Source organism: Terribacillus saccharophilus (assembly GCF_002272075.1).
Lineage (GTDB): Bacteria > Bacillota > Bacilli > Bacillales > Amphibacillaceae > Terribacillus > Terribacillus saccharophilus_A.
In genome coordinates this window covers 192,308-212,519 of record NZ_NPBJ01000003.1, presented here as the reverse complement: position 1 = coordinate 212,519, position 20,212 = coordinate 192,308, and the positions used below count along the sequence as shown (strand labels likewise).

The 20,212-nt window shown below is 45.8% G+C and carries 21 protein-coding genes; 1 reads left to right on the top strand and 20 read right to left on the bottom strand.

Annotated features, from left to right (window positions below; all coding sequences use genetic code 11):
- Positions 1-2: 2 nt before the first annotated feature.
- The 6 genes from fapR to CHH48_RS01720 all read right to left on the bottom strand — a co-directional run bounded on the left by fapR (position 3) and on the right by CHH48_RS01720 (position 6,388).
- A complete protein-coding gene (gene fapR / locus CHH48_RS01745; RefSeq protein ID WP_095217627.1) occupies positions 3-572 on the bottom strand; it encodes a transcription factor FapR in 570 nt (189 codons plus the stop codon).
- Between the two features lie 75 nt (positions 573-647).
- A complete protein-coding gene (recG, locus tag CHH48_RS01740) occupies positions 648-2,684 on the bottom strand; it encodes an ATP-dependent DNA helicase RecG (RefSeq protein ID WP_245840279.1) in 2,037 nt (678 codons plus the stop codon).
- Between the two features lie 5 nt (positions 2,685-2,689).
- Complete coding sequence (gene sdaAA / locus CHH48_RS01735) at positions 2,690-3,574, bottom strand: L-serine ammonia-lyase, iron-sulfur-dependent, subunit alpha (RefSeq protein WP_095217625.1); 885 nt, start codon at positions 3,572-3,574, stop codon at positions 2,690-2,692.
- A gap of 15 nt (positions 3,575-3,589) precedes the next feature.
- A complete protein-coding gene (gene sdaAB / locus CHH48_RS01730; RefSeq protein WP_095217624.1) occupies positions 3,590-4,252 on the bottom strand; it encodes an L-serine ammonia-lyase, iron-sulfur-dependent subunit beta in 663 nt (220 codons plus the stop codon).
- A 96-nt stretch (positions 4,253-4,348) separates the two neighbouring features.
- Positions 4,349-5,995: a DAK2 domain-containing protein gene (locus tag CHH48_RS01725; protein ID WP_095217623.1), complete on the bottom strand. Its 1,647-nt coding sequence runs from the start codon at positions 5,993-5,995 to the stop codon at positions 4,349-4,351.
- A 30-nt stretch (positions 5,996-6,025) separates the two neighbouring features.
- A complete protein-coding gene (locus CHH48_RS01720; protein ID WP_095217622.1) occupies positions 6,026-6,388 on the bottom strand; it encodes an Asp23/Gls24 family envelope stress response protein in 363 nt (120 codons plus the stop codon).
- A 219-nt stretch (positions 6,389-6,607) separates the two neighbouring features.
- Here CHH48_RS01720 and rpmB point away from each other — a divergent pair, with 219 nt between their 5' ends.
- Positions 6,608-6,796, top strand: a complete 189-nt coding sequence (gene rpmB / locus CHH48_RS01715; RefSeq protein ID WP_038560076.1) for a 50S ribosomal protein L28 — start codon at positions 6,608-6,610, stop codon at positions 6,794-6,796.
- 83 nt (positions 6,797-6,879) lie between these two features.
- Here the strand turns inward: rpmB and spoVM are convergent, their stop codons facing one another.
- The 14 genes from spoVM to CHH48_RS01645 all read right to left on the bottom strand — a co-directional run bounded on the left by spoVM (position 6,880) and on the right by CHH48_RS01645 (position 20,167).
- The gene (gene spoVM / locus CHH48_RS01710) at positions 6,880-6,960 is read right to left on the bottom strand and encodes a stage V sporulation protein SpoVM (RefSeq protein ID WP_077309667.1); all 81 of its coding nucleotides are present in this window, start codon (positions 6,958-6,960) and stop codon (positions 6,880-6,882) included.
- A gap of 46 nt (positions 6,961-7,006) precedes the next feature.
- Entirely contained in the window at positions 7,007-7,651 is a 645-nt protein-coding gene (locus CHH48_RS01705) for a thiamine diphosphokinase (protein ID WP_095217621.1), read from the bottom strand.
- Between the two features lie 3 nt (positions 7,652-7,654).
- Positions 7,655-8,308 (bottom strand): ribulose-phosphate 3-epimerase, encoded by a 654-nt coding sequence (gene rpe, locus CHH48_RS01700; protein WP_095218069.1) that lies wholly within the window; start codon positions 8,306-8,308, stop codon positions 7,655-7,657.
- Positions 8,309-8,310: 2 nt separating this feature from the next.
- Complete coding sequence (rsgA, locus tag CHH48_RS01695) at positions 8,311-9,195, bottom strand: ribosome small subunit-dependent GTPase A (protein ID WP_095217620.1); 885 nt, start codon at positions 9,193-9,195, stop codon at positions 8,311-8,313.
- Positions 9,196-11,199, bottom strand: coding sequence for a Stk1 family PASTA domain-containing Ser/Thr kinase (gene pknB, locus CHH48_RS01690; protein ID WP_095217619.1), 2,004 nt, complete (start codon positions 11,197-11,199; stop codon positions 9,196-9,198).
- A gap of 1 nt (position 11,200) precedes the next feature.
- Positions 11,201-11,956, bottom strand: coding sequence for a Stp1/IreP family PP2C-type Ser/Thr phosphatase (locus CHH48_RS01685; protein WP_095217618.1), 756 nt, complete (start codon positions 11,954-11,956; stop codon positions 11,201-11,203).
- Positions 11,957-12,017: 61 nt separating this feature from the next.
- Positions 12,018-13,361, bottom strand: a complete 1,344-nt coding sequence (rsmB, locus tag CHH48_RS01680; RefSeq protein WP_095217617.1) for a 16S rRNA (cytosine(967)-C(5))-methyltransferase RsmB — start codon at positions 13,359-13,361, stop codon at positions 12,018-12,020.
- On the bottom strand, positions 13,348-14,298 hold the full coding sequence (gene fmt / locus CHH48_RS01675; RefSeq protein ID WP_095217616.1) for a methionyl-tRNA formyltransferase: 951 nt from the start codon (positions 14,296-14,298) through the stop codon (positions 13,348-13,350). Before fmt ends, rsmB begins: the two co-directional genes overlap by 14 nt.
- 17 nt (positions 14,299-14,315) lie before the next feature.
- The gene (gene priA, locus CHH48_RS01670) at positions 14,316-16,718 is read right to left on the bottom strand and encodes a primosomal protein N' (protein WP_095217615.1); all 2,403 of its coding nucleotides are present in this window, start codon (positions 16,716-16,718) and stop codon (positions 14,316-14,318) included.
- Complete coding sequence (gene coaBC, locus CHH48_RS01665) at positions 16,715-17,923, bottom strand: bifunctional phosphopantothenoylcysteine decarboxylase/phosphopantothenate--cysteine ligase CoaBC (protein WP_095217614.1); 1,209 nt, start codon at positions 17,921-17,923, stop codon at positions 16,715-16,717. The genes priA and coaBC overlap by 4 nt, the downstream gene beginning before the upstream one ends.
- 99 nt (positions 17,924-18,022) lie before the next feature.
- Positions 18,023-18,220, bottom strand: coding sequence for a DNA-directed RNA polymerase subunit omega (gene rpoZ / locus CHH48_RS01660; RefSeq protein WP_095217613.1), 198 nt, complete (start codon positions 18,218-18,220; stop codon positions 18,023-18,025).
- 1 nt (position 18,221) lies between these two features.
- Positions 18,222-18,836, bottom strand: a complete 615-nt coding sequence (gmk, locus tag CHH48_RS01655; RefSeq protein WP_095217612.1) for a guanylate kinase — start codon at positions 18,834-18,836, stop codon at positions 18,222-18,224.
- Positions 18,837-18,850: 14 nt separating this feature from the next.
- The gene (gene remA, locus CHH48_RS01650; RefSeq protein ID WP_038560050.1) at positions 18,851-19,111 is read right to left on the bottom strand and encodes an extracellular matrix/biofilm regulator RemA; all 261 of its coding nucleotides are present in this window, start codon (positions 19,109-19,111) and stop codon (positions 18,851-18,853) included.
- Between the two features lie 177 nt (positions 19,112-19,288).
- Complete coding sequence (locus CHH48_RS01645; RefSeq protein WP_095217611.1) at positions 19,289-20,167, bottom strand: YicC/YloC family endoribonuclease; 879 nt, start codon at positions 20,165-20,167, stop codon at positions 19,289-19,291.
- Positions 20,168-20,212: the final 45 nt, after the last annotated feature.

Below are 20,212 nucleotides of genomic sequence, written 5' to 3'. Positions count from 1 at the left end.
TCTTATTTCCCTTCCTTAACGCTCGAGCGGAACATCTCGAACGTACCTTTAAATACTTCTTCTTGATCAACAGCACTATCCACTTGGATGACCGTCCGCTTCCTGTCCTGACGAATGACTTTCGCTTTGGCTACTACCCGCTCATGGAGTTTCACCTGTCTGGTAAAGGTGATTTCCGAGTGGAAGGTGAGTGCGAACGGATCATCGATCAGCGCGACCGCTAAGGAATTGGCCTGCGCAAACAGATGATGCCCTCTGGCAATCTGGTTCCGTGTGAAAACATGCTCTGGTTTAATATCCAATATACTGATCGCCCGTTCATCCAGTTCTAAGTCAATGATTTCTCCGATCACTTCATCAATGTTAATGGATTTCACGGTTTCATCCCATTGGGAATGAGCGACGTGCTTAATCCGTTCCCGCAGCTCCGGAATTGTCAGTTCCATTCGGTCCAATCGGATTGTCTGAATACTGACAGCAAATTTCTTCGCCAATTCCTCGTCTGTAATGAACGGTGTTTTTTCAATCGTTTCCCGCAGTAAGTCCTGTCTGTCTTTTTTGCTTCTTCTCATTTCTCCACCGCCAAAATTAAGACTAGGTACTAAAAGTAATATATAATAGCAGACCAGAATTTGCAACAGCCGTTTTCAGTCGAGCACGTTCCCGTTCAGTGCAAACTCTGTATCCAACGCTTGCAATAAATTGCGATATGCGGGGTCATTTTCCATTCTTTCTTCTGCAATGATTTGCTCTGCATCTTTACGCGCTGTTTCCAGCGCTCGATAATCGTGCACCATATCACCAACCTTGAATTCCGGTATCCCGCTCTGCTTTTTCCCGAAGAAATCACCAGGACCTCGTAGCTGTAAATCTTGCTCAGACAGCTCAAATCCATTCGTTGTTTCTGTCATGATGCGCATGCGTTCTTTCCCAATTTCCCCTTTTGGTTCGGCAATTAATATACAGTAACTTTGTGCATCTCCGCGACCTACACGCCCCCGTAGCTGATGCAGCTGAGATAGCCCGAATCGTTCTGCATCATAGATGATCATCAGCGTGGCATTCGGAACGTTCACGCCAACTTCTACTACTGTGGTAGACACAAGAACTTGGGTTTCATTGTCGGCGAATTCCTTCATAACCGCGTCTTTTTCATCAGATGGCAAGCGTCCATGCATGAGCCCGACTCGAATATCCGGCTCAAAAACAGCAGCAAGCATCTGATGAAGATCGACGGCATTCTGGATGTCCAGCTTGTCCGATTCCTCAATCAGTGGGCTTATGACATACGCCTGATGACCGGCCGCGACTTCTTTCCGGATGAAATCCAGCACCCGATCTATCGTATTTTCCTTAACCCAATACGTTTCTATTTCTTTACGCCCTGCTGGCATCTCATCTATAGCTGATACATCCATATCTCCGAATGCAGTGATGGCCAGGGTCCGCGGAATCGGCGTAGCAGTCATGAACAGAACATCCGGATGAAGGCCTTTATCTCGAAGTGTCCGGCGCTGTGCAACACCGAATCGATGCTGTTCGTCAACAATAGCTAGAGCAAGATCTTTAAAATGTACTTCATCCTGAATCAGTGCGTGTGTCCCGACAACAATGTCTACTTCTCCATTTACAATCTGTTCGAGGACTGCTTTCCGGCGCTTGCCTTTGACACTACCAGTGAGCAGTGCTACTGTGGCAAAACCATCCAGCATACTAGTTAATGACTGGGCGTGCTGTTCTGCTAAAATCTCTGTCGGAACCATAATCGCACCCTGTTTACCTGCTGTAACTGCCGCATAAAGGGCAACAGCTGCGACAGCTGTTTTACCAGATCCAACATCTCCTTGTAAGAGACGGTTCATTCGGTAGGAAGAATGTAAGTCCCGCATAATATCCTTCAGCACACGCTGCTGGGCGTTCGTCAACGTAAAAGGAAGAGTGGCTACAAAAGCTTGTACCTGCTCGTGATCATAAGCTAAGCTTCCTCCAGCAGATGCTTCTCGTTTTTGTTTTCGGATAAATTGCATTTTCAGCTGGAACAATAAAAATTCTTCATATGTGAATCGTCTACGACCATGAGCCAGCGCCTGTCTGTCAGGCGGAAAGTGCATATAATGCAATGCTGTTTTTCGATCTGGCATTTTATATGATGTTAAAAATGACGCTGGCAGAATTTCCTCGATGTCTTCATCATACTGTTCCAGCGCCTGCTTCACGCTTTTTTGCAGTTGTCGAACCGTTACTGTACCTTTCACACCATAGACTGGCTGCACAGGAGTCAGCTCATCTGCTCCGCCAACCTTGAAGTTACTGACAGTAAGCTGCAGACGATGCTGATCCCATTTACCTGTCATCGTTACCTTTTTGCCCGGCATAAGCTGTTTCTGGGCAAATGCACGATTGAACATGATCGCCTTCACTGCAACGTTCTCAACCAAGAGCGTTACAGTTAGTTTGTTCTTTTTCCGTCCGTAATATTGCACTTGAGCCGGTGAGGCTATTTCACCTTCAATCGTCACTTTATCATCATGAATCAGTTCAGCTAACGGCTGGACATCGAAGACATCATACCGATACGGCAGATGAAAAAGGAGATCTTCGACTGTGAAGATCCCCATATTCGCCAATCCTTCCGCAAGCTTTGCACCGATTCCCTTGACTTGATCAACCGGTTGCTTTAACACATTCCTCACTCTTTCCCTTTCGTTATCCCATAAATCATATCGGCCAATCTGCGCCCTGTCGGCGTGGCAGCCAGACCACCCTCTGCAGTTTCTCGAAGGGCTGATGGCATACTCTTACCGATCCGGTACATAGCCCCAATTACCTCATCGCAAGGTATTCTGCTTGTAATTCCAGCAAGTGCCATATCAGCTGATACGATTGCATTAGATGCTCCAGCAGCGTTTCGTTTGATACACGGCACTTCTACCAGTCCAGCAACTGGATCACATACAAGTCCGAGCATGTTTTTTAACGTAATTGCAAATGCTTCGGCACTTTGTTCTGGTGTACCGCCAGCCATTTCCACGACAGCTGCACTAGCCATCGCCGCTGCAGAACCTACTTCCGCCTGACAACCACCTTCAGCACCGCTGATAGATGCATTGTTAGCCACAACGAATCCGAAAGCTCCAGCTGTAAATAAGAAATGCACCATTTGTTCCCGGGTAGGATTCAATCTTTCTTTAACCGCGAAGAGAGCTCCTGGTACACATCCGGCACTGCCTGCAGTCGGAGTAGCACAAATCATCCCCATTGCAGCATTGACTTCGTTCGTCGCCACCGCTTTACTGACAGCATCTAAAAGCAGATGACCAGAAAGCGTGTTGCCCTTCGCCATATATTGCTGAAGTAATACAGCATCATTTCCTGTCAAACCAGAATGGGATGTAACCCCCTTTAATCCGCGTTCTACTGCTTCTTCCATGATTTGCAGGTTCCGTTCCATCTGGCCCATGACTTCCTCACGGGAACGCTGATGTATATCCATTTCCTGGCGGATCATCACTTCTGAAATAGATATACTGTCTGCATTCGCTTGTTCAAGCAATTCCGCTACATTGCGAAACATATTCATTCCTCCTGTTTAATTCATCAAGCGGGATACACGGTTGATGTGCGAAGCTTTTTCTAAAACCTGCATCACATCATCATCCACGTTTTGATCCGTCTCGATTACCATAAGCGCATCCTTCCCGACATCCTTCCGGGAAACTTCCATATGCGCTATATTTATCTCGTGCTGCGCTAAAATTTGAGTCACGGAAGCTATCGCGCCAAAACGATCATTATGCATGATCAAAATAGCGGGCTTATTACCTGACATACGCAGTTCAAAGCCGTTTAGCTCTGTGATCTCTACTTTTCCGCCGCCGATAGAAATACCGACCAGCTCCATGCTGCTGTCTTTTGTTCCCAGCTTAATTCTTGCTGTATTTGGATGTTCCGTAGCAGCTGTATCTTCAATGAATTCGATTTTCATATTATGTTTTTCGGCTGTTTCCAATGCGAACCTGATTCGATCATCATCTGTATCATAGCCAAGCAGACCACCAGCAATAGCTAGGTCCGTACCATGACCGCGATACGTTTTCGCGAATGATCCATACAGATGGACCGTAGCCCAAGTCGGCTCTATTCCAAAAATGAGTCTTGCGGCGCGGCCAATACGGGCGGCCCCGGCAGTATGTGAACTGGATGGACCGACCATGACCGGTCCGATAATATCGAATACGGATTGATATTTCATAGGCTCACTCCTTCTTCTTCTATTTTAGCATGTATCACACATATGTTCCTACTGCAACCAATGAAAAAAGCTCCCGTCAAGGAGCTTTCTCCATCATTATTCAACTGCTACCAAGTACGTGTAGACAGGCTGATTTCCTTCATGAATCTCCAATTCTGCTTCAGGGAATGTTCCTTCAACAAAATCCTCCAAGCGATCATCAGTTTCTTCCGCGTCTTCACCGCGAATAACTGTTATCAATTCATCTTCTTCACTGACCATTTGCTCAAGCAGCAGCTCCAACGCTTCTTCTGCGTCAGAAGCAGCTGCTATGATTTTGCTTTCATGAATAGCAATGAATTGACCTTCTTTTATTGATACGCCTTCGATTGTCGTATCACGAACAGCATGTGTCACTTGTCCGGATTTCACTTGCGAGATTGCATCTTTCATAGCTTCAGCGTTGCTATCTGGTGACTGGGTAGCATCAAAAGCAAGCAATGATCGCATACCCTGCGGTATCGTCTTTGTTGGAACTACAAACGACTGCACCTCTGCCATTTTAGCTGCCTGCTCAGCAGCCATGATGATATTCTTATTATTAGGCAAGATATAGACGGAATCTGCGTTAGCTGTTTTAATGGCGTCAGCAATGTCCTGGGTGCTTGGATTCATAGTCTGTCCGCCTGAGATGACGACATTTGCTCCAAGGTTCTCAAACAATGCTTTCACACCTTCACCCATTGCAACTGTCACAATGGCGTGCTGATTGCGTTCCTTCTTTTCTTTATTACCAACAATAGCTGCATGCTGTTCACGCATGTTTTCTATTTTCATATTGATCAGACTGCCGAATGCTTGACTGTATGTCATCACTTCACCAGGATACTCGGTATGAATATGCACCTTTACGACATCTTCATCAGCTACTACAAGCAAGGAATCCCCGCGTCCGTCCAATTCCTCTCGATAAGCCTGCTCATCAAAAGGGTTCTCCTGAAGCTTGTCTGCTTCTAATTTAACCATAAATTCCGTGCAATAGCCATATGTGATATCAGCTGTATCCAAGAAATCCTGCGCTTGCTTGTGATGCTCTGCACTCACGAGATTCTCCATCTTGCCATGCTGCACCTCTACAGGCAGCTCTTCTCCTGTCAATGCTGCAAGAAAACCTTCATAAACAGTAACTAAGCCTTGACCACCGCTATCTACAACACCGACTTCCTTCAAAACAGGAAGGAGGTCAGGCGTGCGACTGAGGCTTTCCTTGGCAGCTTTCACTACATATCTGAATAACTCTATTGGATCAGCTTCAGTTTTTGATTTTTCTACCGCAGCGGCTGCAGCATCCTTCGCTACAGTAAGAATCGTCCCTTCCACTGGCTTCATGACGGCTTTATAAGCCGATTTGACACCAGCATCCAACGCATTAGCAAGCTTGCCCGCTGTCAGATCCTTTTGCCCTTCCAATGCTTTGGCAAAGCCACGGAAAAGCTGAGAGAGAATGACACCAGAGTTTCCCCTAGCTCCCATCAGCAGACCTTTGGCAAAGGCCGCAGCAAGCACACCGACTTCTTCGCTGTCGGTATCTTGTACAGCTTTTGCCCCAGACGTTATTGTCAAATTCATGTTTGTACCTGTATCGCCATCCGGCACGGGAAATACATTCAGCGCATCAATCGTCTTAGCGTTATTCGCTAGATGATGTGCACCTGTCAGAAGCATCCCCGCAAATGTCTTTCCATCCACATTTCCAACACTCAAACTGTTTCCTCCTTAAATCTGCCGGCTATCTTAGTCTGCAGAAACACTGACGCCTTGTATATAAATGTTCACAGAGCTCGTCAGTACGCCCAATGCCCGATCCAATGTATATTTCACTTGGGACTGCACATTATGTGCAACCTCGGATATCTTCGTTCCATAACTTACAATAATATGTAAGTCGATCTGGACTTTGTTGTCCGCCTGGGTTACAACTATCCCTTTCGAGTAGTTCTCCCTGCGAAGAATTTCTGCTATGCCGTCACGTAATTGATGTCTGGAAGCCATACCAACGATGCCATAGCATTTTTCCGCGGCACTTCCAGCCAATGTTGCGATCACATCCGTTGAGATCGTGATGTTTCCATCTTCTGAAGTCAGATGAAGGCTCATACGGCTCCTCCTAACGCTTATCAAATATATTCCTACTATACTATATGGTAGCGCTATTTGAAAGCGGATTAAAAATAGCCCTTTTTACAATGCCAGCTAAACAGTTTACTGTCAAGTAATTTTTCTTGATATATTTTTGTTAGATTATTGCATTACGTGCCGAGTTGTGATAAATTTGTTTAGTGTTACAAACTAACTCGTAATATTAGGAGGGATAACATGGGACGCAAATGTGTAATCACAGGACGTACTACTCGTTCTGGTAATGCTCGTTCTCATGCCATGAACGCTAATAAACGTACTTGGAAAGCAAACGTTCAAAAAGTTCGCATTCTTGTTGACGGTAAACCGAAAAAAGTTTACGTTTCAGCTCGTGCACTTAAAAAAGGTAACATCGAACGCGTATAAATAGCATTTCTAAAATACTTTTATGGTAGCATTCGCATGCGACAAAAAAAGCACCCTTTCTCGAAAGGAGTGCTTTTTTTGTGCTAATCTTTTTTAAACGTTCCGATAATGACGCGGACGAAGCCACCGATGAACCTCGGGAGTTTAAAGGTATAAAATTTCATAAGATCCCCTTCCTCCTTTTTCCTAAGCAGCCTAACGCTGTAGCTTTTAAACATCCTTGCTCTTTATCATTATTACTATGCCTGAAGCAAATGAATAAGTACCATATTGTGCAACAAGCTCATTAGAGATGGACAATGTTTCTCCCCAATGGATTGAAGCATCTGTTAAAGGATATTTAAAGCCAGTCAAGGTTAGACCAGTAACTTGCTCAGAGAAGGAAAGAAATGATATATAACGGTATGTATCATCTTGTTCTATCCGGTATGTACCAGGTCGATGCAAACGGATATTATTCTGCCAGTCGATGATGACGGCCTGCTCGAAACTGTCAAGCAGCCGATAAAGCATCTGAATGTTGATTAGTTCATGATCAAGTCTTCCGCCAGTTACCCCATACACCGCCACATCAGCGGCGCCCATTTCTTCTGCTTGCCGGATGGCAAGTTCGAAATCCGTTTCATCTTTTTCAGGCGGATATACCAGTACCTGATCTGCGTATCGACGAATCGTAATCAATTCTTCTTCCGACACAGAATCAAAATCACCAACTGCTACTTTCATTCGGATACCAGCAGATGCCAGCGCTAGTGCTCCCGCATCTGCTCCAATCCATATATGATGATGTTCAGAATGTAAATCCGGCAGTCTTCCCGCACCGCCGACAAGCCCGATACTAAGCTTGGTATTCATGCGTCATTCAGCTGCTTCCCGGATTGCCGCGATTGCAGCAGCCCGATCTTCCTGATTATAGACAGCACTTCCGGCAACTAGCACATCCGCACCGGCATCTGTACATAGTCCTGCTGTTTCGATATTCACACCGCCATCAATCTCAATTTCAAAGTCGAGTTCGAGTGCTTCTCGAAGCCTGGATAGCTCTTCTACTTTTTTCAACACGGAAGGAATAAATCGCTGGCCGCCAAAGCCTGGGTTCACCGTCATCAATAACACCATATCCACCTCTGGCAAAATCTCTTCAATCAAGCTTACTGGAGTGGCAGGATTCAATACAACACCAGCTTTTACTCCTTGCTCCTTAATCATCATGATTGTACGGTGCAAATGAACGCAAGCCTCTTGGTGAACTGTAATAATATCCGCTCCAGCCTTGATGAATGCTTCAATGTACTGATCCGGGTTTTCGATCATCAAATGTACATCGAGGGGCAGCTTTGTCACAGGACGAATCGCCTCCACGATAAGAGGACCGATTGTGATATTTGGGACAAAATGACCGTCCATGACATCGACATGAATGTAGTCAGCTCCGCCTTTTTCTACATCTCGAATTTCATTTGCCAAATTGGCGAAGTCAGCTGAAAGAATAGATGGTGCGATTTTCGTCATCATTAATACCTCGGCTTTCTCGATTTAATTTCATCTAGGAACTGCAGATAATGTGTATAACGATATTCAGGAATATCTCCTGCTTCGACCGCTAGTTTAACCGCACATTTAGGTTCCTTGTGATGCATACAGCCTCTGAATTTACAGTCGTCTTGACGTTCCCTGAATTCAGGGAAACAAGATGGCAGCTCTTCAGCTTCCAATTCGGTAAACTCCAATGAGCTGAATCCAGGCGTATCCGCAACAAGACCCCCACCGATTGGTATAAGCTCTACATGTCTTGTTGTATGGCGTCCGCGTCCTAGACTTTCGGATATCTCATTTGTTTCCAGGTCCAGGCGCGGATCAATAGCATTCAGCATCGAAGACTTACCCACACCTGACTGACCTGCGATAACTGAGATCTTATCTTTCATGTGCAGCTGCACTTGTTCTAAATTCGTTTCTTCTTTAGAGGATAACATCTCAACGGAATAGCCGATCTGTTGATAATCCTTTTTGAAAGCTTCGATTCTGGACATTTGATCCGCTGACAGCATGTCCATTTTCGTAATGAAAATAACTGGCTCGATAGCTTTTGACTCTACTAATACAAGAAAGCGGTCAAGCAATGCTGTACTGAAATCTGGCTGAGCTGCTGATGTTACGATGATCGCCTGATCTATATTGGCAATCGGGGGCCTGACTAGCTCATTCTTCCGTGGACGAACATCCAGCACATAACCTTCTTGCTTTGTCTCCGCTTCGAATTCCACTTGATCACCAACCAGCGGTGTTATTTTCTGTTTGCGGAATACACCTCTGCCACGGCATTGATAGGTTTCTCCGTCTTCTGTAAGCACATAATAGAATCCACTCAGTGCTTTCATAATCTTACCTGATGGCATTTATTCACCTTCCCTGTCTTCATACGGAACCGTTTTTTCTAAAACAATTTCATCATCACGCAATACACGATATTCAGCTTCTCCGCCAGCAGGTATACTGAGTGTAAGCGTAATTTCCTCATCTTCTGTGATAGCACGTTCATCATAGAGCTCTGTCACATCATGGTCTGCGTCACCCACATAAATCTGAACTATCTGAGGGATAGGATCTTCCTGTGTTTCTTCGGTCTGTTCGTCTTCGCCTGTCTGTGCATCAGCAGGCTCGTAAGGAACAGTAAATGTAACCGTGTGCGTCGCAGGAGGCAAATTCTCCGGGCCAGTTGATACGTACAGATCGACACTGCCATTTTCTTCAATCGATTGTCCTGAACCCGGATCATGCCGAATTACAACACCCTCTTCGACTTCATCTGACGGCTGTTCAATGAAATTGCCATCCAAATCATTTTTATCTAAATAAGATTGTGCTTCCTCTTCCGTCATACCTGTCAAATCTGTCAATGTCACCGCTTCTGGCCCTTTGCTCACTTCAAATATGACCGTTGTATCCTCCGGAACCACTTTTGTTCCTGCTTGAGGCTGGATTTGGGAGATGATTGTACCAACAGGTTCATCAGAGAATTCCTCGTAAGATCGTACATTCTTATATCCCTTATCATCCAATAGTTTTTCCACTTGGGAGAATGTCTTGCCCTCGTAATCATCAAATTCTTCTTTTTCTTTGCCGATACTTGTATAAACCGTCACACTGGAGCCTTCCTTAATCTTACTGCCTGCTGAAGGATCTGTCTTGACGACGCTCCCCTCTTCTACCGTATCAGAGGCGGTTGCTTCCCGTTTTACGTGCAAATCAAGGTCGGACAGCTTATCGACAGCATCTGCATAGGAGTCACCTCTAACGTCGACCATTGTCACTTCTTTCGGCGTGGTTGCAAGTACAATTCCTATTCCTGCACCTGCAAGCAATACGAGAATGACCGTTATCCATATAAGCACTTTCCACCGTTTCTTCTTCTTTTTCGGCTTTTTCTGCTCTTCTTGGTTCGGTGGATTCGTATGACCGTTATGTACGATCGTATCAGCTAACGATGCTTTGTTCAGATCCTTCTCTGAAATAATCGGGATCGCTTTTGTAGTATCGCCATCTTCCTTAGGCGGAGCATAACGCTCTTCGTTTGCCCTGGAGGGATCCAGACATGTTTCCAAATCTGTCTCCATATCATATGTGCTCATGTAACGGTAAAAAGGGTCCTTCGTCGTGGATTTCAAAACGATATTCTCGACACTTTGCGGAATATCGCCAGCCCAGCGTCTGACAGATGGCGTGTCAGTTTGTAAATGCTTTAAAGCAATACTGACTGCAGACTCACCTGAGAATGGAAGACGACCGGTAAGCAATTCGAACATGACAATACCGAGGGAATAGACATCGGACTTCTTGGTAGCTATACCTCCCCTTGCCTGTTCTGGTGACAGATAGTGCACAGAGCCTAGCATAGCATTCGTCTGGGTCAATGACGTTGCACTCAACGCAGTAGCTATACCGAAGTCAGTCACTTTCACTTTTCCGTAATCATCAATCAGGATATTCTGCGGTTTGATGTCACGATGAACGATTCCGTTTGCGTGTGCGTGTGAGATCGCGGAAGTGACTTGTTTCATAATATCGACTGTATCAGGCACCACGATGGAACCATGAGTCTGTATGTATTGCTTCAATGTCATTCCGCTGACATATTCCATGATCATATAGTAGATGCCATCCTCATCTCCCACATCATAGATCGTGACGATATTCGGATGTGAAAGACTGGTTGCCGCATGGGCTTCCCGATGGAACCTTGCAATGAATTCATCATCGTTTGCATATTCCAGCTTCAGGACTTTAATGGCGACTTCGCGATCGAGGATGATATCCTGGCCAAGATAGACATTTGCCATACCGCCTCCGCCGATCAGACGGTGAATTTCGTACCGTTCATTCAGCGTACGTCCTTCGAGCATGCTATGCACCCTCCCGGACAGGTGTATCAGCCAAATCGGCAATGATTAAGGAGATATTATCTTCCCCGCCTCGCTCATTGGCAACCGTCACGAGCTGCGAAGCGATATGTTCAATCTCTTCTCCAGATGTGAGGTACTGCAAAAGCTCCTGTTTATCGAATTTATTTGATAGCCCATCTGAACACAATAGCAGACGATCTCCAGCTTCCCAAGTGATTGACACAAGATCCATTTCCACATCTTGATCCGTTCCGAGTGCGCGCAGCAGGACATTTTTCCGGGGATGGTGCTCGGCATCTTGTTCTGTGATTTCACCAGATCGGACCAGTTCATTTACAAGAGAATGATCCTCTGTCACTTGCTTGAATCCTTCTTCATTAAGCAAGTAGCAGCGGCTATCCCCAATATGGGCAATTGTTACAAAATCATTTGTACATACTGCGGCGACAATCGTCGTCCCCATACCTGCCAATTCTTCACTTTGTCGTGATTCTTCATATACTCGCAAATTAACATCTTTGATTGCTTGCTTGATAGCTTCTTCTGTCCTTTGCGGAGAATCGAAGGAATCAGCAGTTTCCCACCAATTGCGTAGATGGGAAATAGCTAGCTGACTGGCGACATCACCTGCTTTATGTCCACCCATACCATCGGCAATGACAGCAAGATATTGTTCATTAGAATTGGAAAATACCCCGCCTGCATCTTCGTTATGACTTCTGATCTGACCACGATCGGTAATGAAAAAACCTCTCACGCTTCTCACCTCATCTATATGCAGTCTGTTTTGCTGCTCCAAATTTATCCTACCACATTTCTTACCCTTTTCTAACAAGTCGGACAAGGAAAAAGCCATCGGTATCAAAATCCTGCGGGAATACTTGCAAACCAGCATCGGTAAGACCTGGGGCTTTCTTAACTGCTTGCGGCAAATCAGCCTGGAATGCTGGATCTACTTCAAAATCCGAATGCTGCTCAAGAAAAGCACGGACAACTTGTTCATTTTCTGCTTGATCCACTGTACAAGTACTGTAGACTAGCTTTCCGTCTTTTTTCAAAAGCGGCGCTACCTGTTCAAGCAGATCAGCCTGAATGGAAGCAAGTGATAAAACGTCTTGTTCCGATTTATGGTACTTGATATCTGGTTTTCCTCTGAGTACGCCCAATCCAGAGCAAGGTGCATCAAGTAAAATACGATCGAAACTCTCTGGTTTATGCCGCTCATGCAAGTTTCGTGCATCTGCCTGATCGGCTTCAATGATTGTCAGCTTCAGCTTCTCAGCATTCTGCTGTACCTGTTTCGCTTTCTTGGCATGCAGATCATACGCATAAAGCTTGCCCTCATTCTCCATCGTTTCTGCAATATGTGTCGTCTTTCCTCCCGGTGCACTGCATGCATCCAGCACAGTCATACCGGCTGTTGCATCAACCATCTGACCTGCTAACATACTCGTCTGATCTTGGACAGTCACTTGATTGGAAAGGAACAAATCACTTTTCAGGATGTTCCCATCTTCTACGATGATTCCTTGCGGATTGATGCTGGAAGGACGGACAGTAAACCCTTGGGACTCCAGTTCTTCCATCGCTTCATCTCGTGTAATCAGCATTGGCTGTACGCGCACACTTATTGGTTTCTCCACTTGGTTTACGGCACACATTTCGCGGGCTGTCTTCTCTCCATATTGCGAAATCCAGCGCTCGACAAGCCATTTCGGGTGACTCGTTTCCAGCGAGATACGCTCGGCTGGGTCTTGGATGTCATCCAATTTAGGGAAACCTTTTCGTTGTGCATTACGCAGTACAGCATTCACAAGCGACGCGATACCTTTATGGCCCCGCTGCTTCGCAATTTCAACGGATTCGTGGATGACAGCATGATCAGGCACTCTGTCCAATGCGTACATTTGATAGAAAGCGGATAATAAAAGCCATTTCGCCCATGATTCCAATTTTTTTGATACAAAGTTACGAAGAAAATACTCTAATGTCAGTTTATAAGATAATGTTCCATAGACGATTTCGGTTAGCAAGCCTGTATCTCTGCTGTCAAAACCCTTATTCCGGATCGTCTGATCCAACAGCAAATGACTGTAGCCGCCCTGATCTCCAATACGAGATAGCAATGTGACAGCTGTATCACGGAGTTCATACTTCTTCATGCTCGCCCAACCTTTCTCCAGCTTGCATTTCTTTACCGACACCGCGCAGATAATCTGCTGCAGTCATTTGCTTTTTACCTGCTGGCTGTACCTGTGTTAATTTGACTGCTGTATTGTTTCCGCAAACTACGATAATGCCATCGGCTTCAATGCTAGCAATCTCACCTGGTACTCCATCATATTCACGATCCAGAAGTTCACTCCACCATATCTTAAAAGGCTTGTCCATGTACGTTGTAAAAGCCACCGGCCATGGATGCATACCTCTGATATGATTGAAAACTTCCCAGTTTGAACGGTTCCAATCAATTACCTCTTGCTCGCGTTTGATTGTTGGAGCAAATGTAACCTTCTCTTCGTCCTGTTTGATTGGATTCACGCTGCGAGAAAAGATATCTGGAAGAATATCATGAACCATTTCCGCTCCAAGCGTTGCTAATTTATCATGCATCGTTCCTACATGATCCTGCATTGTAATAGGTACCGAACGCTGCAGCAGCATATCACCGGCATCCAGTTTCTCTACCATATACATGATAGTAACGCCAGTCTCAGCTTTCCCTTGCTGAATAGCATAATGGATCGGAGCACCGCCGCGAAGTTCTGGCAGCAAACTAGCATGAACATTGATAGATCCGAATTGCGGATAATCAAGCAGCTCCTTCGGCAATATTTGCCCAAAAGCAGCCGTTACGATCAAATCCGGCTCATAGGAAAAGATTTCTTCATAACTCTGCTTGATTTTTTCCGGCTGATAAACCGGTATTCCATGCTTGAGAGCTTCCTCCTTCACAGGTGAGCTGGTGAGGATTCGCTTGCGGCCTTTCGGGCGATCAGGCTGGGTGACAACGAGCACCACCTCGCAATCTTCCTCTGTCAGCTGTTTAAGTACGGGTACTGCAAAATCTGGTGTACCCATGAATACAATTCGTTTCATTCAAAAAAGCTCCTTTCCTACATGAGCGAATACGGCTGTAAATCAACGTGTATTTGCAAATCTTCTTTTTTCCGCGCATCTTCGTAGTGATGAAGGATTCTCCTGATCACATCCCGAAGGTTCGGTTCGTTTTTGTATTTTACCATGCACTGGAAGCGATATCTATCTTTGATCCGCGCCAGTGGCGATGGCGTAGGTCCAAGTATTCGGACCTGATCGGACAGGTGCTTCTGGAGCAGCTGAACAATCGTCTGTGTCGTCTGCATTGCTTTTACCTGGTTCTGGTGACTGACCGTCAATAGAGCTAGATAATAATAAGGCGGATATTGAAAGGCTCTGCGTGTTTGCATTTCCGTCTGGAAAAATGGACGATAATCCCCTGCTGCAGCAAGTTCAACACTGTAATGTTCCGGAGAATATGTCTGGATGATGACTTCCCCAGGCAGACTGTGTCGACCAGCTCGTCCGCTCACCTGTGTCAGCAACTGGAACGTCTTTTCTGCGGCACGGAAATCAGGCAAATGCAGCATAGAGTCTGCTGCCAGGACACCTACAAGCGTCACTCTTTCGAAATCCAACCCTTTTGCAATCATCTGGGTACCAAGCAGTATATCCGCTTCGCCTCTGCCAAATGCTCCAAGCAGCTTTTCATGCGCACCCTTCCGCCTTGTCGTGTCAACATCCATTCGAATGACACGGGCTTCCGGCAGCAGCTGTGTTAGTGATTCTTCTACTTTTTGTGTACCTGTACCAAAATAACGTATCGTATCACTTTCACAAGCTGGGCAGATAGAAGGCATCTGCTCTTCGTAACCGCAATAATGGCATTTGAGCTGCTCACTGCTTCTATGGTAGGTGAGTGTTATATCGCAATGTGGGCATTCGACTGTATGACCGCAGTCGCGGCACATGACAAATGTGCTGTAGCCACGACGGTTTAGGAAGAGAACTATCTGTTCCTTTCTACGGATACGTTCTTTCATCTGTTCCAGCAATTCTCGGGCGAAGATCGATCGGTTGCCTGCATGCAGTTCATCCCGCATATCGATAATCTGATAATCAGGCATCGACGCATGATTCACTCGCTCTGGAAGCTCCAGCATATGGTAGACGCCTTTTTCAGCTCTAGCATATGATTCGAGCGAAGGTGTCGCACTGCCAAGAACAACCGGGGCATGATGATATTCCCCTCGGAAAACAGCAATATCCCGGGCATGATATTTCGGGTGATCTTCCTGCTTGTAACTCGTTTCATGTTCTTCATCTATAATGATGATTCCCAAATTTTCAAAGGGAGCAAAAATGGCGGATCTGGCGCCGACGGCTACCTTAACTTGCTTGCGCTGGATCTTTCGCCATTCATCGTACTTCTCACCGGCTGATAAAGCACTGTGCAGCACGGCAACTTCAGAGCCGAATCTTCCTTTGAATCGGTTTACTGTCTGGGGAGTAAGTGCGATTTCAGGGACTAGGACAATCGCTTCCTGCCCTTTTTCCAGCACCTGCTGGATTGCCTGCAAATAAACTTCCGTCTTCCCACTTCCGGTAACGCCATGCAAAAGAAAGACTTCATGCGCTTCTGACTGGATGCTTTCAAGTATCGGTTCAAGAGCCTTCGCCTGTGAATCCGAAAGCTGCAAGGGTCTCGTACGTTCAATTTGCTTATCCTTGTATGGATCCCGGAGTACTTCTTTATCATATGACCGAAGTAATCCAGCATCCAGCAAGGGTTTAAGTGTAGAGCCTGTCGTCTCGTACATTTCAAGCAGATGCTTTTGCGCAATCTGCCCTGGCTCTTCAATGAAATGCTCAAGGAGCGCTCTTTGTTTCATAGCGCGGGCGTTCACATTGCTTAAAGCCTCTTGCAGTTCTTCAACAGACTTGTCTGCATCAATCATACGGATTGTTTTCTTCGTTTCCTTTGAGTTGACTTGGTAGCGCAGTTCTATTTGACCTGCTTTGATTGCCTGCTGCAAAACCGCTAAAGGAACACCACTATGCTCGAATTGCTCGTACATGCTCGTATCTTCTTCCTGAAATAACGGCAGCAATGCATCAGGTATATTCCCAGTCCGAACAAGTACTTTCTGATATGTGGCCTTCATCGCTTGCGGCAGCATCGCCTGGAGGGCGGTGATATGAAAGCTTAATGTCCGCTCCCCCATCCATACTCCTAGATCAAGCAATTCAGGTGTTAGTGCCGGAAGCAAATCCATTGTTTCCTGAATTTCCTTTAGCTTGTCCACTTCAGCAGAACTGCTGATCTCCAGGACGAAACCCATGATGCGGCGATTACCGAATGGTACGATGACACGCATCCCCGGCTGGAGTACGTTGATCAGTTCTTCAGGAATCAAATAATCATACACGCGGTCGGTCTGACTGGCCGGGACGTCAACAACAACCTTCGCGATGTTCATTTTCTGTCAGCCTCCATATCTTCCACAATCTCATCAAGAATCCGGTGGGCAATCTGTTTCTTCGTATCAGACGGCAGGTGCTGTTCCTTACCTTCTCTATTCAAGTAAATCACTTCATTGGTGTCAGATTGAAAGCCTGCACCTGTCTTCCCGACTGTATTCACACAAATGGCATCTAAATGCTTCCGCTCGAGCTTTCCTTTGCCATAAGCTACGGCATCATTTGTTTCCGCAGCAAAACCGACAAGGAACTGATGCTGCTTCCGCTGTCCGAGTGTCAGAAGTATATCGGTAGTCCGTTCCATTTCAATGGACAAGTTTCCATCCTGTTTTTTTACCTTAGAATCAAATGTTTGAACTGGCCGATAATCAGCAACAGCTGCAGCTTTGATGACGATATCCTGCTCACCGTAAACTATTAGTACCTGATCCAGCATATCCTGGGCACTTGTAACATCTATCCGTTTTACCCCAAAAGGTGTAGTTAACTGGGATGGTCCGCTCACAAGTGTTACATCTGCTCCGCGTTTAGCGGCGGCTTCTGCCACAGCATAGCCCATTTTGCCCGAGGAATGGTTCGTGAAGAAACGGACGGGATCAATTGTTTCCTGAGTCGGTCCAGCCGTTACTAACACTTTTTTACCTTCTAAATCGCGCTTAGGCTCTGTTCTTTCTTCCAGGATTCGGATAATGGATTCCGGCTCCTCCAGCCTGCCTTTACCAACATATCCACAAGCAAGATAACCAGCTTCTGGTTCGATAAAGTGGTAGCCCCAGTCATCCAGCTGCTGCATATTACGGATTACAGCAGGATGTGCGTACATATGAACGTTCATAGCAGGCGCGATGTAGACAGGTGCCTCTGTTGCAAGCAATGTAGTCGTCAGCATATCGTCTGCTATACCAGCAGCAAGCTTTCCTATCACGTTAGCTGTTGCTGGTGCAAGCAGGAATAAGTCTGCTTTATCTGCTAAATCTATATGAGCAATTTTCTCCGGGTGTTTTTCATCAAAGGTATCGGTATATACTGGGTTGCGGGATAACGCCTGGAACGTGAGCGGTGTCACGAATTCTGCTGCATGTTTTGTCATGATGACATGAACATCTGCACCCTTCTGTGTCAGTTTGCTCGTCAATGCGCATGCCTTATATGCAGCGATGCCCCCGGAAACTCCCAGACAAATTGTCTTTCCAGCTACATTCATTTCACTTCCCCCTCCTCATGCACAATAAGAAAGAAACCCCCGCTTGGTGTTCACCATCGCGAGGGCATCTCCATCGGATGCACCTGGCATCCTCACCGTTTATTCTTCTGTATATTCCAATTTGTCTGCTTGAATTTCTTCCAGCGCGATACCAACGTATTTATACGATTTCGGGTTAGCAATTTTAGACGTCTTCGTTTCCTGCAGCTGACGCGCACGTTGCGATGACAAAGTAACCAGTGTGTATTTCGAATAAATTTTTTCCTGTAGTTTATCAATAGACGGTTCTAACATCATATCAATTAACCTCCAATGCTTTCTTGTATTCTTTTGCGACGCGTTCGCGTTTGCAATGCTCACTTTGTACAATAGACTGAATCTTCGAGACGGCATGATTCAGCTGATCATTGACGACCACATAGTCATAAGCATCCATCATTTCGATTTCGTCCCGGGCAGCATTCAGACGGTTCTTCACAAGTTCCGGCGTCTCTGTACCGCGTCCGACGATGCGATTCTTCAATTCCTCCAGGCTAGGCGGAATCAGGAAGATGAAGACACCTTGCGGGAAGTTCTCCTTCACTTGAAGAGCACCTTGTACCTCGATTTCCAGAAAGACATCATGACCTGCTTCCAAAGTCTCTTCTACGTAATCCCGGGGAGTACCATAATAATTGTCCACATAGCTCGCATATTCCAAGAGCTTATTCTGACCAATCAAACGCTCGAATTCTTCCTTCGATTTATAGAAATAGTCCACACCATCTTGTTCTCCAGGCCGCATGTTTCTAGTTGTCATGCTGATTGAGTAACGCAAATGTGTGTCCTGTTCGAATAATGCCTTCCTTACCGTTCCTTTTCCAACACCGGATGGTCCGGACAGGATGAAAAGGATCCCTTTCTGTTCAATCATGTGCTTCCTCCTAGCTATTCCTCAGATAGTTCATCGTCACGCAGGACACGCTGCCCCACCGTTTCGGGCTGTACAGCCGAAAGGATGACGTGATCACTATCTGTGATGATGACAGCTCTTGTTCGCCGACCATATGTAGCATCCACCAGCTTATTCGCATCACGGGCAACCGTGATAATTCGCTTGATGGGAGCCGATTCAGGAGAAACTATCGAGATTATTCTGGTTGCGGAAACAACATTTCCGAACCCGATATTAATCAATCTTAAACTCATCTTGCTTCTCCCTTCTTGCTGTACTGCTCTTTTGACTGGCGTTTCAAACGTCTTATAATGTCATGAGAATCCGCTCTACAGCTTTAATTAATAGAAGCATCTTCTTATCATTATACCTTTATCATCAATTAAACCATATCTTATTCATTATAATTATATCTTAAACCAAACTCAACACTATTCTATATTTTGCACTTGCTCTTTTATTTTCTCCAGCTCCGTTTTCATGCTTACTACGATTATACTGATAGAAGAAGCTGTCGATTTGGAGCCGATTGTATTCACTTCACGCTGCATCTCCTGCAGGATAAAATCACATGTCCGGCCGACAGGCCCTGTCTTCTCCAAATTTAAAGCAAGCTGATCTAAATGACTTTCCAAACGGATAAGCTCTTCCGTTATATCACCCTTTTCGGCCAGCAGAGCTATTTCCTGATACAGACGGCTGTTTTCCGGCAATCCTCCATCAACGTAGCTAGTTATCCTATCTTCGATGCGCCGCTTGTATGCTTCCATCACCTGCGGCCGCAGCTCTGCCAGCTGCTTCAGCATCGTCTGAATGTCAGTCATCCTGTTTTGGATATCCTTTGCTAAAGCACTGCCTTCTGCTGTACGCATTTGAATGAAGGCTTCTAAAGCGCCTTGCAACGCTTTTTCCACCAGGTCCGGTAATTCTGTCAGCTCAGGCTGTGCTTCTTCCAAAAGAATGTCAGCAGATTGAGACAGCAGTGTATCAATCGTAATGTCTCCACGAAGATCAAAAGCGGATCTTATAGCTCTCAGCTTAACCATATATTCCTCAGCTAATTCCCAATCAATGGATAATTCGCGTTTTCGCAAAGCCCCGCCATCAATATCAACTGTCAGTTCCAGCTTGCCCCTGCTGACGGACTGCTGCAGCTGGTCCTTTACAGACGTTTCAAGAAAAGCAGCCGCTTTCGACAGCTTGCATTTGATATCCAAGTACCTGGAGTTGACACCCTTCAATTCCGCTGTGACCGTGAGGCTGTTTCCGGATGCCACACTCCTGCCATACCCTGTCATGCTTTTCGTCAAGCTAATCCCTCCGGCTTTTTAGTAGTCACAGTGTATCAGAATCAA